This is a genomic window from Pantoea sp. BS_8, assembly GCF_041954965.1.
In the GTDB taxonomy this organism is placed as follows: Bacteria; Pseudomonadota; Gammaproteobacteria; order Enterobacterales; family Enterobacteriaceae; genus Pantoea; species Pantoea stewartii.
The window spans coordinates 1-15,121 of record NZ_JAVAXU010000010.1; the positions used below are offsets into that span (position 1 = coordinate 1).

Consider the following 15,121-nt stretch of genomic DNA (forward strand, 5'->3'; position numbering starts at 1 on the left):
TGAGAACCTCCGCCACCAGCCCCGCATCTTTAATCTCTGCCAGCGCTTTAGCCGTTTGCAGATACTGGCTATGAGGGTTTGCCGCATCGACATGCTTCTTCATCACGTCGTCGGTATAGGCTTTCACTTCGATGACTTTGTCATCCACATACTGCCGCGTGGCCAGCACCACCGAAGGATCAATCTTTAATGTGACGGCACTGGTGCTGTTCACGATCAGAATCATGCGCACGGTCTGGGTACGGCCGCTGCCTTCCTGAAGTTGTGGCTTATAAGTTTCAGCGCAGTTTGCCACCGCAACCATAACGCCATCGGCGTCATACAGGCCAATTTCGCGGATCCAGAAGCCACCTTCGCCTTCAGGGATAATCTGCTCAGCAATAATCTGACTAGCGTTCGCCGCATCCACCTTCAGTGAATTCAGCGCGGCGCGTCGCTTTTCGCCGACCAGTTTGGTCTGTGCAGGATCGGGCGTGGGCAAAGTGCCGCCGCCATCCCCCACCGCCATTTGGGTGATTTGCAGTTGGGTACCCAGGGCCGCGGCATTGGCCAGCTTTGCCGCGCCCTGATTGGTCAGTAGGGCAAAATATTTCGTTGTCATGCTCTCACTTCCGTCAGGTCAATAAGATGGACCGCTGCGCCGGTGTAACCGGAACCGCCTGCGGTGATAACTTCAGGTGTATAGGGATAAACGGTAAGCTCATCGCCACTGTAACTGGCGGCCGCAACAGGAACGGTGCCGGTGCTGTCCAGATTGATGGATAACCCCGTCAGATGACGGCTGACCGGTTTGGCATCGGCAATTAATCGCTCCAGCTCGTTGTACATGGCCTCAGTGATACCGGTTTCCAGCACGCCCACGTCCAGGCGGAACGTGCCCGGCGCTTCGTTGGTGTTCCACCATTCCTTGATGCGGATTAGATAGCCAAGCGGCTCCACCACACGGCGCAGCGATCCAATCGTTCCCTTGTGCTTATGGATGTATTCCGATGCGGCAACCACGCTGCGCTTGGTGCTTTCGCTCCAGCCTGAATCCCAACGGTCAACCGACCAGGCCCAGGCCAGATAAGGCAGCAGCTCGACCGGGCAGGTCTGAGCATTCCACAACATGCGCATCGGCGCAGGGATGGCCTCCAGCGTTGCGCAGGCTTCCGCCGCCGCCACTTCCAGTGCCGAAGATCCGGTGGGCAGCAGGCGTTTACTCATCAGAACCTCCTACCGTGATCTGATAACCGGTGCAGAACGCCGCCTGGGTTTTATCCAGCACCACATCCGCAGTCGGCTGCGCCAGTTCGACACGCTGTACGCCTTCGACGTGCAGGGCGGCGTAAAGCGCAGACTTACGGATATCGCGGCCCAAACGTGCCTGGGTGTTCACGAACGCCTGCAGTTTTGCTTCTGAGGCAGCGCGAATAGGTTCGGCTTCGGGGCCGGGATAGAGGTACAGCGTGGCCTCGACGCGATAATCCACAATCTGAGCCGACTGAACAGTGACGCGGTCGGCGACCGGTCGTACATCTTCATCGTTCAGGGCGGCATCCACGATTGCCAGCAGATCGTTATCCGCCACGCCGTTGCCCTCGCGTGACAGCACGGTAATGGTGACGCTGGCAGGAGACGGACTGATGGCGGAAGCATCGGCGACGCGTCCGTCGGCACTGCGCGCATGAAACTCATAGGCACCCGATGGCCCTGCCACACTCAGCCCCTCAAAGGCGGCAGCAATGCGGGCGCGAAAATCTTCGTCGCGCTCCATTACGGCTTCAACAGGCGGCGTGGCGGTGGGATCTGCAGGGATCAGTACCAGCCGCGTCACGCCGTTATTTGCGCCCAGTTGATCCAGATCGCTGCCGTTGGCCCAGGCAACCATCACCGCCTTTGCCGCCTCGTTAACGCGCTGGCGCAGGATAACTTCCCGGTACGCGTTCTCCTGCAGGAGCTTCACCAGCGGATCCGACTCCAGCGCCAGTACGCGGGCAACCGACGCCTGCTGGTCAGCAGGATAGAGCGAAATCAATGTCGCCTTGCGTTCCGCAAGCAGCGTTTCATAGTCCAGCGTTTCCACCACATTTGGCGCAGGCAGCTGGCTCAGGTCGATAGTAGGCATGGTTCAACTCACAGGGACGGTTAACGAAAAATCCTGCGCGGTATCCGCACGGTTGCCGGTGATTTCCACCACCATCCCGCCGTCAAACGCAGACTCAAAATTGATGCCGGTCAGGCTGATGCGCGGCTCCCACTGCAGCAGCGCCATATAACAGGCCGACATGATTTGCAGACGCAGCGTGTCGTTTTGTGGCTGGTCAATCAGCGCCGACAGTAGCGAGCCATAATCACGGCGCATCACCCGCGACCCGAGTGGCGTGGTCAAAATGTCGCGCACGGATTGTCGGATGTGATCCAGCTCTTCCAGCGTCGTACCCGTTTCGCGGCTCATACCGCTGTAGCGTGCTGTTGTCATAATGGCGCTCCTGTTATCCCACCGCTGTCGCCCGGATGTTGGTGCGTATGCAGCACTTTGCCATTGGAGGCGAAACTGCCGCCGCTGTGCGATACGTCGCCCTTCATGGTGCCGCCCTGTGTGACTTCCAGCGTGGCGGTTTTGAGTAACGTTGTGCACTCCACCTCGGGCGTATCCAGCAAGATTTTAACGGCCGCCTTGAGAGTGGCAGTCTGGATCCCCTCCGCTTTTAGCGCGCCGGTCTGGGGCTCATATTCAATAACCGCCCCATCGGGAAAGGAGCAGTGCAGCGCATCCGCAGAGGCCGATGGCGCCGGGCTGGCATCCGAAAACACACCGGGCAAAACAAAGCCGCTGTTCAGCTCGCCGCCCAGGCTCATGATCAACACCTGCTCGCCAACCGAAGGGGCATTCCAGGTACGGGTGCGTCCCGCCCGGGCTGTCAGCCAGTGCAGCCAGTCAGTGGTGTTATCACCGGTCTTTACACGGCAGGTGCCCGCCTCCAGATTGACGTCGGAGACAGTACCGATGCGGACCATGTTGCGCAGCAAGCGCTTGATTTCTAATATTTGCTCGTTCATGGCAGTAGTTTCACGTTGCAGGAGAAAAGCAGCAATCGAATGCCGTTTACTCAGAAATGACTAAACAGCGCCTCAGCAAAAGCGGCAGTGGCTATGCCTTCCATTCGCTGACCAGCTTGCCTTTGATATACAACTGCCAGGGCCGCGCATCGTTTTCTGGCAGCGCAGGTTCCGGCAGATGCGTGATGTGTAATCCACCTTCCTGCAGCTCTACCCAGACACGTTCGGTCAGCTGGAGCGTGACCGTCACGGTGTGCTTCCCCTCGCCCGTGGCATCGAGCGTGAAGGTAAAGCCGGTGCGGCGTTTTTCCTCCGACACCATGATGTCGGGCTGGTTTTCCCGCAGCCAGGCCAGCACGGGCACCATGATCAGATCAATATCGTCGGCATACTGAGTAATGACGACAGCCAGCTGAAAGTGGTATTCAAACGACAGCGAGCTGGCGAGGGTGGAGACCAGACTGCCGGACTGAATATCGATGGTCAGGTTGTCAGGATTTTGCTGTAGCAGCGGAACGCTGTTTATCAGCACCTGACGGAGTTGGGTTGCTTTCAACATCATGCTGCTCCTGGCACGCTTTAATCATCTCTACCTGCAACCCGCACGATGCGAGCGCAGCCTCTAACTGGCGGTTATCTGCCGCCAAATCACCCTGCGTTTGCAGGCGGTTCTCCGGGATGGGGCAACTGGTCACGCGTGGACAGCCAGTCCAGATAATCTCGGGCATTGCTGAAGGCGGGACGGCTGTGCAGCCGGATAACGTCAGCAGGCAAAGCAGTCGCACTCCAGGCACGTAAAGCGGGATTCGCATCGGTTTCTCTTCTGATTGTCGTTTCGCGGTTCAGCGCCTGAGCGCTGGCCTGGTTTTGCTGTAGCCGCAGTTCGGCCTCACGTTTTCGGCTGGCCTGACTGTCCCGGTTGAGTTGATCGATGGCCTTCTCCCGGTTGCTCAGGTCGGCGGCCAGCGCCGCGGCCTTGTGCTGTGCCTTGTCCAGCCGCGCCTCGATGACGCTGAGACGCCAGCCGCCGACCCCCAGTGCCGCAAGTAACGTCACGATCGCAAACACCATCAGTCGCATCATCCTGCCCCCTTCAGGCACCAGGCCATTTCACGCTGGCGACGGTTATCCAGCCCGGCGTTATACGTCCCTTTGACATAGACCCAGCGTCTGAGCTGCAGGCAGGCATCGCGCCAGCGGCCACGGTTAATGAAGCCCGCCAGCGTGGAGTTACAGGCGGCATGTACGCCGACGTTAAAGCCAAAGGACACCACCGCGTCGTAGACCTCGGAGGGCATGTCACGTGTCATGCACTGATCAATGCCGCGCTCAACGCGCATGACGTCATAAACCAGGTTGACTGCCGCCTGGCGCTCGTTCACCACGCTGACAGGCGTAACGCCCTGCGTATGGCCAATGCCGTTAGTCCAGACGCCGGCGCTGCACTGATAAGGTGACGTGCGGCACCCTTCGGCATCAGCAATCAGCCTGAGTCCGGCTTCGGAGGTTTTTAGCATCTTGATTTGCGGTAGCAGTGCGGCCATGGCCAGCACGGCGACGACGGCACATCGCTTAGCGGTCTGGCTCAAAATTCAGCCCCTTAACGTTGCGCTGCTGCAGCTCGTAGGTTTTGCGGCGGTAATACCAGTTGATAAAAAAGGTTGCGACATTGATGCACATCGTTAACACAGCAACGCCAGAGCCCACCATAAAAGCGATATCCTGTGGTGTGTGACGTCCAAACCACATCAGGACAATCCCGATGAGGTAATTAATCAGAGAACTGATTTTTTCCATTGGCACTAATCCCACAGATTGAGCGTCTCACCAGTAGCCGCCTGGGGCAGATCCGGTAAGACCACTTTGCATCCGTGCGGTAAGGTTGGGCCTTTTTCTGCCAGGCCAGGATTGGCGGCATAAACCTGTTCAACCGCCTGCTGCGTGCGTCCGTAATAACGCCAGCAAATCTCATCAACCGTTTCTTCCTGTCGTGCATAAATCAGCATTGATTGGCCCCTTATGAGCATAAAAACCATGGTTGGCTGGGCGAAATATTGTCGGTAGCCTGCATTACCGGCACCGCATCGCCAGGCCATATCTCCTGTCGCAAAAGCAGGTTTCATAAAGCTCAGGCCATGCGGTAAACAGGGGGCATGTGCTCAGCGCGGCCTGTCTGGCTTGCGTTGCCAGCGCGCGACAGGAGTAGTGTCTGCTTCAGCAGCGCATTGCTCAACGCGGGAGCGCCCGCTCAACAGTGAGCGGGCAAAGGCAGTAAAAATGGGATGACTCCGGCTAAAAAAACGGCAGGAAGGAAGAAAAGCGCACGTTTTAACGATAAGGTTCAACGACCGGAAGAGGCAATAAAACGGGAAAGGAAGGTGCGTGTTTTAGCCGTGATGATCCGCAGGCGGAAGAGGCAGCGAAACGGGAAAGAAAAATGCGTGATTAACGATGAGCGTCTGCGGCCGGATGAAGCAGTGAAACGGGAAAGGAACGTGACAACTGCCTGGCGTTTTTTGTGGCCTGACATGACAGAAAGGAACGCTAAAGACCGATCGAAGTGAAGGTCTGTTTGCCCGGACCGCTGCCCGCGCCTGAACCCACATCATCCTTTGGGTGGGCTCAGGCGACGGACAACCCGCTGACGTTACAGTGAGAACGCCGGCATCATGGTTTTTTTAAAGGCGTAGCCGAAAAGACAACGGAAAATCGGTTATCGGAAAGGGTGTAGTTAGCTGCGAGTTCAGCAATCAAATTTAACGCAATTTCCCTGTCTCGTTCGCCGCAGGCCCCTTCACTGGTGAGCCTGGCGATAAGCTCAACGCGCTCAAGCATAACTCGCTCATGTAATTCATTTCCCACAATTCCCTCCCTCAAAATAAACACTGTACATACATACAGTATCATAGCATTGATTAACTGTGGAAGCGTTTTAAGATAGTTGGTAAAAAATTATATCATGTTGATAGGCATCAACTTTTATTAACCTTCCCTTAAGACAAACCTGCGGCACTGACCTGCAGAAGCGTAAGAAAAATCAATAGATTTTCATCGTTTATAGTTTAAAAATCTGGCCTTTTAACCCGCCTGTTTTCGTCCGGATCAGGCCAGGCCTGCCTGTCACGATAACGCGGCGGTACCGTCAACGCTGTCCGGCTGTCCGGCTTAAAAACAGTGCCGGAGAATGCGACAGACTGAGTTGTGCGTGGGCACTGAAAAGGCTTCTGACCTGTACCGTTCCCGAACCCGACTTTATTCCGCGCCTCCGCAGATAATGTCCCGCTGTCAGAAAGAAGATATGTCTGGGACGTACAGTTATTAACAGAACTCCAAGACCGCAACGCCGGCTGCGGTTTTTGGCCGCCCTCTTCTTCAGCGCGTTTAGGCACAACTTTCCATGCTTTCAGCCGGGTCAACACGGGCGCGCCGGGCCCTGTCGCCGTGGCATAAACGCCTTTAATCGACTGCGTTTCCTCGCCAAAGGCATTACAATTTTCGTCGGGCTGATACCAGACACGCACGGTAAGTGCGTCACGTTTAACGAAGGGGCCGCCCTGGGCATCGGTGTACGCAGCCCATTGACCGGCATCAGCCGCAGCATGTACGGCAGCAAACGCCTCGCCCGCACCATGAGCGCTTTGCAGATCAGCCAGGCGGCGCAGTTCGCGATAAACCGTGACGGGAGCACCGCCAATAAACTGGAACTGGCGGATGCGCCAACGGGCCGCCCAGGCCGAGACGGCCATCGCCGTTTCCTTCAGCGGCTTTCCGCTTTCATGATCCCGCTCGCCTTCGAGCGCATAGCCATCAATGTTTTTTGCTACGTATTTAGCGATATAGCCTGTCGCGCTGCCTTTTGCTGGATCAATGGCTTCCGCATGAAAACGCGCTTTGCGTGCGCGGGCGCTGTTCAGCTCATCGCTGTCCTGCTGGCAGGCATAATCACGCAGGATCTCACTTACCCGACTGACGTCCTCAGGGCGCATAAACATCAGCATGTGCCAGTGCGGTGTACCATCGTGATGAGGCTCAGCAACGCGCAGACCAAAAATACTGATGTTATTTCGATGCAGTTTGGCACGGACTCGCTGCCAGAGCGTGCAAAGATAGCGCTGCGTGTCCGCCGGGCTGGCCCCGTTCCATTTCGCATTGCGGTGGCCCGTTTGCAAGGTGGCGTGATAGCGAGAGGGGGCGGTTAAAGTATAAAACTCCGCCCGGAAGCCCATATTTTGACAAAGGGTTTCAAAGCCACGAATGCGTGTCATGAGTTCCGCACGACGAATGGCTGGATTGGCCACACTGCCGTCATATTTTTCGATCAAGCTGATGCGGTTCCCCTCCTCATCTTCCAGATCCATACTCTGCAGGAAGTCACGAGTGCGTCGACGCTGTTCCCGCCATTCCGCAACCGCCATCGGGCTGGCATAAGGTGACCGCTTTTTGCTGACGTTGGCTAAGGCAATATGCAGATGTTCTCGCCAGAAGGCGCTGAGACGACGCAACTGTCCTTTCCACCATTTCTCTGCCTGCATACGCAGGATGGCGGCGGTAACATCGTCGGGACAGAAGAAGCGAGTACTGACCGTTTCCCAGAGCGGTGGCGTTTGTCCCAGCTCACGGGTGATGATAGCCGCGGTTGTGTAGAGGTGATGGACATAACGGTAATCCGTCCTGTCACTGATGCTGGCATGCAACTGCACCAGTTCTGCATGAATAAAGCTGGCAATATCGCCCGCGAGTAAATCAACATCAGCACGGGACATATCCGGCAGGCGGTTAAACCGCTTCATCAGTTCCCACAATGTGCCGGCCGCTCTGGCTGCGCCTTGCGGGCACGACAGCGTTCGGGATAGCTGCGCCACGATGCCGGGACGCATGGCATGCAACTGGTAGCGCTGGTTGACTGACTCAACACGCGGTAATGTACGCTCAACAAAGGTTTTTGCTAAGTACGCATTAGCCCGGGCTGTGCCCTGTTGCTTTTCAAGTAACGCCATGCGACGCCGGACGTCCAGTTGCACCATCCTGGCCTGGACGTTAAGGGTTTTCTGCCCATGCAGCCACGCCGCAATCAGGCGATCGCGGTGTTGCTGCTGGTCATAAGTGGGATACGGGCTGGCAATCGCCAGCCGGGGGGCATTCCAGGGGTAAGCAAAAGTCATCATCGCGCCTGTCCGTGGTGAAGACGTGTGCGTAACTCGCAGACTTCCTGACAGGACAGGCAGCGGGTGACACCCTGAACGGCGCGACGGCGCGCCTCGGGAATCGGTGCATCACATTCTTCACAAAACGAAGCGCTGATTGCCACGGGCCGTTGCGTGACCTGGGCAATATTGTGCGCCAGGATTTCTTCGCTGCGCTGCTGCGCGACATCAATGGTATCGGCCATCAGCGCAGCGCTCCTGATTCGTTTTCATAACGTTCAGCTTCGTTGCGCAGCAGTTCCGCAGCCTCAATGCCGTTTAATGTCTGACGCGTAATATGCGCCGCCATAACATTCAGCCGTCTGGCGACCGCCAGTCCGCAGGCTTTTCTTTCGTTATCAAGTAGTTTGTTAAGGGTAAAGGTTGTGGCGTCATTCAGTGAATGGGTTTCGCTGTTCATCATTTCTCTCCAGATTTTGGGCAAAGTCATGCCCGACGGGTTTACGTCATTGCGTTACGATTAGGTGGTTTATTCAGGCAAAAAGCAGTCCGCCGTTGAGAACTGTCGCGGCAATATCTTTCCCCAGCGCGCCAGCTTGTTCATCGCCATGATGATGCGTTCACGACGTAACTGATCGAAACACTCGAAAGGTTTGCCAATATCTTCCTGCCTGAAACTGCCGGGCCAGTCACGATTGACCAGCGTTAAAACACAGAATTTGAAATCGTCATTTTGGTGATTGAAGTACCGCAGCGCAGGGTTACGGTTGCTGTCGCGCAGCAAACGCCAGCGCTGACGAAATTCATCAAAGGTCATCTTTTCGCTGCTGCCGTTGTCAAAACGCGCTTCAGCATGCGAAGCGGATAGCGGGCTTTTTATCTGGACGGTGCGACTCATTGTTTTCCTCCGATAAAGTTTGCATCGGGTTTGACTGACCAGTCGCCACCGTCACTGACATCATGGTGTCTGTACCTGATGACGGATTCGCGCCTGTCTCATCGCTGGCTTTTGTTAAGCATTAAGCGAAACGGTAATAAAACTGGCCTCAGTGTCAGCACGACAAGGCGTTAAACCACTTTCACTCACATCTTGCGTGCAATCGCGGCGCTTACCGACACAATCGCCCGTGTTGCCTTATCTCACCGGTGCTGACCGTTACACGCAGACAGGTGAGCGACGCGATAAGGTTCCGGCATGACGATTGTAAAAATGGGCCTCATCAGGCAAAATCTTTCGTTATCTGATAAAGCCGCCTGCTGCTGCATCAATCAAAGGCTAACTAAAACCGGAGGATACTTAGACTAAATCTAAGTGTCAATGAAAATGAGCGTTTATACTAATTTCAAATTTCCGAACTCGAGCGCTGAAGCTCTGGATCGCGTTGTCGATGCCTATGGCTTTACCATGAAAATGCAGCTTGCAGATCACCTTGGAATTGCCGCAAGCAGCCTGTCTGCACGCTATAAACGTGATGTTTTTCCGTCAGATATCGTTTTGCAGTGCGTTATGGAAACGGGGGCGGACTTGCAATGGTTGATTACGGGTAAAGGAAGTAAGTTCTCAGAAAGCAAACCTGACACACCGACACTGATTAGAAAAAAACTAATCAGCGGAAAAATCGAGGATGCGGGTTATGTGATGCTGGATAAAGCCTTATATGCGCCCCTGAAGCAGGAACCGCGCAACGCTTTTTTACTGTTGGCCGAAACCACGCAATACATCATCGATACTGACTTCGAAGATATGCATGACGGCGTCTGGTTGGTCGAAATCGAAGGCACAGCCAGCGTCAGAACGCTGACGCGTATTCCGGTCAGGAAAGTCCACGTCAGCGGGATTGGCGTGGCCTTTGATTGTGGGATTGATGACATCAAACTGATTGGCCGGGTTGTTCTGACCATTCAGTGACAGGCCCGATTGCCTGGCGACGCGGGGATGTCCTGTCGTGAGGCTGGGCAAGCCAGACTCTGTGATATAAAAAAGGGGCGTTACCGCCCCTGCTAAGCGATCAAACCTGAAATGCTTCAACCATGCCGCGTAAGGCGTGCGCCTGCTCTGACAGGGAGTGCGAGGCGGATGAGGATTCTTCAACCAGCGCCGCGTTATTCTGGGTGACCCCATCCATCTGACTGACGGCAACGCTGACCTGCGAGATCCCCTGCATCTGCTCTGACGAAGCCATTGATATTTCATCCATCGCGCCCGCCAGTGCATTGACCATGCCCACGACCTTCAGAATACTTTCTCCGGTCCCGGCGGCGACATGAACGCCGCTATCCACCTGTTCCACCGCATGTTCGATCAGTTCTTTGATCTCTTTTGCGGCAGTGGCGCTACGCTGTGCCAGGATTCTGACCTCGCCAGCGACGACGGCAAAACCGCGCCCACCCTCGCCCGCCCGCGCTGCCTCAACCGCCGCATTTAACGCCAGGATATTGGTCTGAAACGCAATACTTTCAATCACGCCTGTGATGTCGCGTACTTTTGTCGCGCTCAGGGCGATGTCATTCATGGTATGAGACATCCGCTGCACTTCGGACTCGCCGCTGCGCGCCAGGGTTGCAGCCTCGCGGGCAACGGTAGCCGTGTGTTGTGCACTGGCCGTATTGCTCTTCACCGTGGCGGTGAGCTGTTCCATACTGGCCGCCGTTTCCTGTAGGGCGGCAGCTTGCTGTTCTGTACGTGATGACAGCTCAGTATTGCCCTGAGCGATTTCATCGGATGCCGAGGCGACCGATCCGGCGGTCTCTTTGATTTGGCTAACCAGACGACGCAAACTGGTCTGCATATTCGCCAGAGAGGCGAGCAGACTGGTTGAATCGTTGGCACGCAAGGTGACCGGTGCGGTTAAATTGCCGCCGGCAATCGCCGCAGATAATGCCTGCGCCTGAGCAGGTTCACCACCGAGCTGACGCATCAGCACGCGTATAATCATATACCCCGCTGCGACGGAAACGACCACCGACAGAGAGGCAAGAATCAACAGAATCAGCGTGGCCCGGCGCACATTTTGACTGGTGATTTCAACGGACTTTTCACTGTCTTCCATTTGCAGCCTGGTCATCTCTTTCAGCGACTCAAGTAATTGCCCTTGCAATGGCCGAACCGTTTTTATCAGATAAGACGTCGCGTCCTGCTGCTTGTTTTGTAAGCCAAGCTGGCCGGCATGTTCCAGCGCCGCCAGCACCGGGCCCTCGCTACTTACTATCTTATCAAAGGCCTCTCTGGCCTTTGGCGTTGAATCTCTGGCAACCATTGCAGCCAGACGCTCACGGTTCTCTATATAGCTCGCTTTTTGCGTGACAATACGTTGCCACTCTCGCTGCATTTGGTCGGGATCCGTAATCAGGGCAAGGTTACGCACAATGACGGCCATGTCACGTAACCCACCGTACATGTCCATCCCCACACGGTATTTCTTCATTTTGACATTTACGGCTTCATCCATGCCGTTACGGGCATTATTCATACCGGTATAGGCCACTGAGGTACAGATAATAAACAGCGTAATTAAAAGGCCGAAACTCATCGTCAGGCGCGTTGAAATTTTCATTATGGACTCCCTGCTTATGGTGAAAAACAGGTATCGGTTAAAAAAGTAAAATCCACAGTAAAAATTAAGAGCCCCGCAATAAAAAAATAATAAGCAATTGATAATTATGGTTTTTTAATAAAAACAAAAATAATTTGACGAATATTAAATCTTAAACTAAACGAGAAGAATTTCATTTAGAAAAAGAGAATAAAACATTGTATTGGTTACTTTCTGGCGATAAGAAAAAAATATTCAATCGTGGTTAACAGGGAACACTCACCGTTTGCCGCTGCGGCGTCAGAGCGTGCACCACTTCTTCACTGTAAACAGTGCTTAAGCGCAGGAAAACACGCAGGCGATGACGCACGCAGCGACACAAAACGCGTCACAGGGATTGCAACACAACCCTCAGCTTCGGAAGCGTCTTGCGGGAGTAAGCGGAATGTATGTTTAATCGGTCCTGAGCACGTGGCGATACTCATCGTAAGTCATATGACTTTAATTATCTGACCAGAATATTACCCGGTAAAAGCCCCTGGAAGACTTTATTGTTGGCTAAAAAAATAAGGACCGCCATTATCGTCACCCCTCAGGATAACTTTAATTTTTTTTCATTCTTTGGGATCGAGGCTGCTTTTTTATAACAAGCATCCCATATATACCTATTTATGATTAGATGAAAATTAAAAAAGAAAAATAATTTGGCTTAGCCACATTGAAAAGAAAATTTAGTGAATCTTTAACATGATAAACAGAAGAATGCACTCTATACTGTCTTTCACTGTGAAAAATGGGCCTCGCCCTGCCGTTAAATCAAACAGATCGTTGATAATAAGCGAAAAATTTCCATTCTATTACAGTAAAAACATAACATAATTATATTTTGATGATTTTATCAAAAGACACCACTCCACCTGGACCGTAAGTAATGAAAAACATTCTCGACAAACTCGGCCTGCCGACAAAATTTCTTATCCTCGGTATTTTTGCTCTGGTTTTATTTATATTACCTACCTATCTATTTATTCAGACGGGTAATGAAGCGATTAACGTAAAAACACAAGAGTTACAGGGCGTACCGATCGAAAAAGATATCCTGACATTACTTAACCTGATACAGCGCCATCGTGCGGAAAGTGCCATCGCTATTTCCCAAAATAAGCTGGATAACGCGCCACGCGTAGCGCTGGCTTCTCAGATCGATGCAATGTATGAAAAAATAGCCTCTGAATTGCGTCAATATGATGCCAGCGCACAACCCACTCAGCGTTTTTTAAATGTTCAGACCGCATGGTCACAGCTACAACAGGACGTGTTAACGGGGAAGTTAACGCTGTCGAGCAGCCTGACGCATCATGCCCAACTCATTCAAAACCTGCTGGACACGAATCAAGACATTCTTGATTTGTATAGTCTCTCTTTAGATGCCGACCTGAATACTTATCAGCTTATCATGAGTATTTATGGCCGCCTGCCAGAGCTGACCGAAACGCTCGGGCGCATCCGGGCAAGTGGTACGTCCATCATTGCGGCGGGGGATAAAGCTGACGAATCCTATCGTGGCGCCATGGAATATCAACTTGAAGGCGGCCGAAATGCACTGGAAAAATTCAGTAATGTACTGAATAAAGCCTTTACCGTGGAGCCAGGACTGAAAACTGACTTTGCCGCGCAGGCGCAGGACGCCTATCAACGTTCGGCCAGCGTGCTTAAGATGGCGGAAAACGTCTTTATCACGAAAACCGTGCAGATTACGCCTCTGGACTACGTAAAAGACTTTACCCAGGCGATTAACGCCTATAACGATCTTGGCACAAAACTCAGCCAGCAACTGGCAATCACGCTCAACGATCAAATCGATCAACGTCGTCATTCGCAGTATATCCTGCTGGCCGCATTACTGGTGTTAGCACTCATAGCAGTCTTTGTGGCGTTTATGATTAGTCGTTCGGTCACGCGCCCTGTAAAAGAGGCGGTGGCAGTGGCCAGTAAAGTTGCAGCGGGTGATCTAACCACCGTAATAACGGTATCGGGCAATAATGAGATCGCCGAACTGCTGAATGCCCTGGCGCAGATGCAGCTACGTCTTTCGCTGTTAGTGACCAGTATTAAAAATAACGCGTCAACCATTGCCAACTCGTCGGAAGAAATTGCGATGGGTAATAACGACCTCTCATCGCGTACGGAGGAACAGGCCGCCTCGCTGGCTGAAACCGCCGCCAGTATGGAGCAACTGTCGTCCATTATTAAACAGAATGCCGATAACACACGTTACGCCTCCGATATGGCCGTATCGGCGACTAATGCGGCCTTAATGAGTGGTGATGCGATGAACGCTGTCATGGCGACAATGCAGAAGATTCGTGGCAGCTCAAGCCAGATTGAGGAAATCACCGCCGTCATTGACAGCATCGCCTTTCAGACCAATATACTGGCGCTTAACGCCGCCGTTGAAGCGGCTCGCGCCGGCGAACTGGGTAAAGGATTTGCCGTAGTAGCGGCCGAAGTGCGCGCACTGGCGCAGCGCTCAGCCGGTGCCGCGAAAGAGATTAAAGGTCTCATAGAGCAATCTGTCGTTCAGTCGAATGAAGGCTTAACGCTGGCGCAGGATGCGGGCAGCAAAGTTAAGCAGAGCGTAGAGGCCATAGAGCAAACCTCTCAGCTGATTCGCGATATCTCATCATCGTCTGAAGAGCAGAGCAGCGGCGTAAGCCAGATTAATATTGCCGTTAACCAGATGGATCAGGTGACACAGCAAAATGCAGTACTGGTTGAGCAGTCGGCGTCATCCGCAGATGAACTGGCAAAACGGGCCAGTGATTTGCGCGACATGGTTTCTGTGTTTCGTACAGCCTGACCGCCTGCTCAGTTAACCGGCGATGCAGCAGCATGACCGCCAGAGCCCGGCACTGCCCGGGCTCTTTCTTTGGCAAAGATGAAAAATACGTCAATGTACAATTGAATGATTGCTCAAAGAAACTTATTCTGTTGCCCGCAAAAAAAAGCCAGTAAAGGTTTTCGGTGCCATTGCAGTGCCGCCTGCACATCCGTGCAGTCTCATTTTGATGCTGAGCAAACCCCCACTGGAAAAACCTGTGCTAATCTTTCGGTCTCAGAACCGCCTTCCGGGGAGTATATGAATAACGTTTTTGACGAAAAAATGACGGACATCATCATCGGAGAGATGGTGACGCAGCTACTGAATGAGGATGCGGCAATTTCCTGGCGCCTTCTCCTTGAGCGGCTGCAACAGCTTCTGGATACCGAAAGTGATGAGGTACGCATTCGCGCAGCATTGCGGGCCATTGAAGAAATCCGTGCGGAGATGATTTCTCGTCCGGCTGAATCGCAAACGACAGAACTCGGTGATCCTAGTATCCATCACCTTCATTAAGTCGC

General features: G+C 53.6%; 20 protein-coding genes. 3 read left to right on the forward strand and 17 right to left on the reverse strand.

Annotated elements, in window-relative coordinates; translation table 11 throughout:
• The 16 genes from RAC65_RS16735 to RAC65_RS16810 all read right to left on the reverse strand — a co-directional run.
• Window positions 1-601 (reverse strand): phage tail protein (locus tag RAC65_RS16735; RefSeq protein WP_375096920.1); only part of this gene is annotated, 601 nt, incomplete at its 3' end.
• Window positions 598-1,206, reverse strand: coding sequence for a phage tail protein I (locus RAC65_RS16740; protein WP_033739917.1), 609 nt, complete (start codon window positions 1,204-1,206; stop codon window positions 598-600). The genes RAC65_RS16740 and RAC65_RS16735, both read right to left, overlap by 4 nt.
• On the reverse strand, window positions 1,199-2,107 hold the full coding sequence (locus tag RAC65_RS16745; protein ID WP_205958853.1) for a baseplate assembly protein: 909 nt from the start codon (window positions 2,105-2,107) through the stop codon (window positions 1,199-1,201). The genes RAC65_RS16740 and RAC65_RS16745 overlap by 8 nt, the downstream gene beginning before the upstream one ends.
• Before the next feature lie 3 nt (window positions 2,108-2,110).
• Window positions 2,111-2,461 (reverse strand): GPW/gp25 family protein, encoded by a 351-nt coding sequence (locus RAC65_RS16750; protein ID WP_172913629.1) that lies wholly within the window; start codon window positions 2,459-2,461, stop codon window positions 2,111-2,113.
• Window positions 2,458-3,042 carry a phage baseplate assembly protein V gene (locus RAC65_RS16755; RefSeq protein ID WP_375096921.1) on the reverse strand — a complete coding sequence of 195 codons (585 nt, stop codon included), beginning with the start codon at window positions 3,040-3,042 and terminating at the stop codon, window positions 2,458-2,460. The genes RAC65_RS16750 and RAC65_RS16755 overlap by 4 nt, the downstream gene beginning before the upstream one ends.
• 91 nt (window positions 3,043-3,133) lie before the next feature.
• Entirely contained in the window at window positions 3,134-3,604 is a 471-nt protein-coding gene (locus RAC65_RS16760; protein WP_375096922.1) for a phage tail protein, read from the reverse strand.
• Window positions 3,534-3,809, reverse strand: a complete 276-nt coding sequence (lysC, locus tag RAC65_RS16765; RefSeq protein ID WP_226374589.1) for an Rz1-like lysis system protein LysC — start codon at window positions 3,807-3,809, stop codon at window positions 3,534-3,536. Before lysC ends, RAC65_RS16760 begins: the two co-directional genes overlap by 71 nt.
• A complete protein-coding gene (gene lysB / locus RAC65_RS16770; RefSeq protein WP_375096923.1) occupies window positions 3,691-4,125 on the reverse strand; it encodes an Rz-like lysis system protein LysB in 435 nt (144 codons plus the stop codon). The genes lysC and lysB overlap by 119 nt, the downstream gene beginning before the upstream one ends.
• Window positions 4,122-4,631 carry a lysozyme gene (locus tag RAC65_RS16775; RefSeq protein WP_375096924.1) on the reverse strand — a complete coding sequence of 170 codons (510 nt, stop codon included), beginning with the start codon at window positions 4,629-4,631 and terminating at the stop codon, window positions 4,122-4,124. Before RAC65_RS16775 ends, lysB begins: the two co-directional genes overlap by 4 nt.
• Window positions 4,615-4,839: an HP1 family phage holin gene (locus tag RAC65_RS16780; RefSeq protein WP_033739930.1), complete on the reverse strand. Its 225-nt coding sequence runs from the start codon at window positions 4,837-4,839 to the stop codon at window positions 4,615-4,617. The genes RAC65_RS16775 and RAC65_RS16780 overlap by 17 nt, the downstream gene beginning before the upstream one ends.
• Window positions 4,840-4,844: 5 nt before the next feature.
• Entirely contained in the window at window positions 4,845-5,048 is a 204-nt protein-coding gene (locus RAC65_RS16785; RefSeq protein ID WP_033739932.1) for a tail protein X, read from the reverse strand.
• A 661-nt stretch (window positions 5,049-5,709) separates the two neighbouring features.
• Window positions 5,710-5,904: a hypothetical protein gene (locus RAC65_RS16790; protein WP_072021722.1), complete on the reverse strand. Its 195-nt coding sequence runs from the start codon at window positions 5,902-5,904 to the stop codon at window positions 5,710-5,712.
• 200 nt (window positions 5,905-6,104) lie between these two features.
• Window positions 6,105-8,207: a replication endonuclease gene (locus RAC65_RS16795; protein ID WP_375096925.1), complete on the reverse strand. Its 2,103-nt coding sequence runs from the start codon at window positions 8,205-8,207 to the stop codon at window positions 6,105-6,107.
• On the reverse strand, window positions 8,204-8,431 hold the full coding sequence (locus RAC65_RS16800; protein ID WP_006118222.1) for a TraR/DksA C4-type zinc finger protein: 228 nt from the start codon (window positions 8,429-8,431) through the stop codon (window positions 8,204-8,206). The genes RAC65_RS16795 and RAC65_RS16800 overlap by 4 nt, the downstream gene beginning before the upstream one ends.
• On the reverse strand, window positions 8,431-8,649 hold the full coding sequence (locus tag RAC65_RS16805) for a DUF2732 family protein (protein ID WP_375096926.1): 219 nt from the start codon (window positions 8,647-8,649) through the stop codon (window positions 8,431-8,433). Before RAC65_RS16805 ends, RAC65_RS16800 begins: the two co-directional genes overlap by 1 nt.
• Window positions 8,650-8,715: 66 nt before the next feature.
• Complete coding sequence (locus RAC65_RS16810; protein WP_033739936.1) at window positions 8,716-9,084, reverse strand: hypothetical protein; 369 nt, start codon at window positions 9,082-9,084, stop codon at window positions 8,716-8,718.
• Between the two features lie 426 nt (window positions 9,085-9,510).
• Here RAC65_RS16810 and RAC65_RS16815 point away from each other — a divergent pair, with 426 nt between their 5' ends.
• Window positions 9,511-10,095, forward strand: a complete 585-nt coding sequence (locus RAC65_RS16815) for a phage repressor protein (protein ID WP_006118225.1) — start codon at window positions 9,511-9,513, stop codon at window positions 10,093-10,095.
• A 100-nt stretch (window positions 10,096-10,195) separates the two neighbouring features.
• Here RAC65_RS16815 and RAC65_RS16820 read toward each other — a convergent pair whose 3' ends face one another.
• On the reverse strand, window positions 10,196-11,740 hold the full coding sequence (locus tag RAC65_RS16820; protein ID WP_006118226.1) for a methyl-accepting chemotaxis protein: 1,545 nt from the start codon (window positions 11,738-11,740) through the stop codon (window positions 10,196-10,198).
• Between the two features lie 910 nt (window positions 11,741-12,650).
• On the opposite strand from RAC65_RS16820, the gene RAC65_RS16825 reads away from it, so the two are divergent.
• Both RAC65_RS16825 and RAC65_RS16830 read left to right on the forward strand, forming a co-directional pair.
• Window positions 12,651-14,579 (forward strand): methyl-accepting chemotaxis protein, encoded by a 1,929-nt coding sequence (locus RAC65_RS16825; protein WP_162285869.1) that lies wholly within the window; start codon window positions 12,651-12,653, stop codon window positions 14,577-14,579.
• Between the two features lie 279 nt (window positions 14,580-14,858).
• Complete coding sequence (locus RAC65_RS16830) at window positions 14,859-15,116, forward strand: hypothetical protein (protein ID WP_039341935.1); 258 nt, start codon at window positions 14,859-14,861, stop codon at window positions 15,114-15,116.
• Window positions 15,117-15,121: the final 5 nt, after the last annotated feature.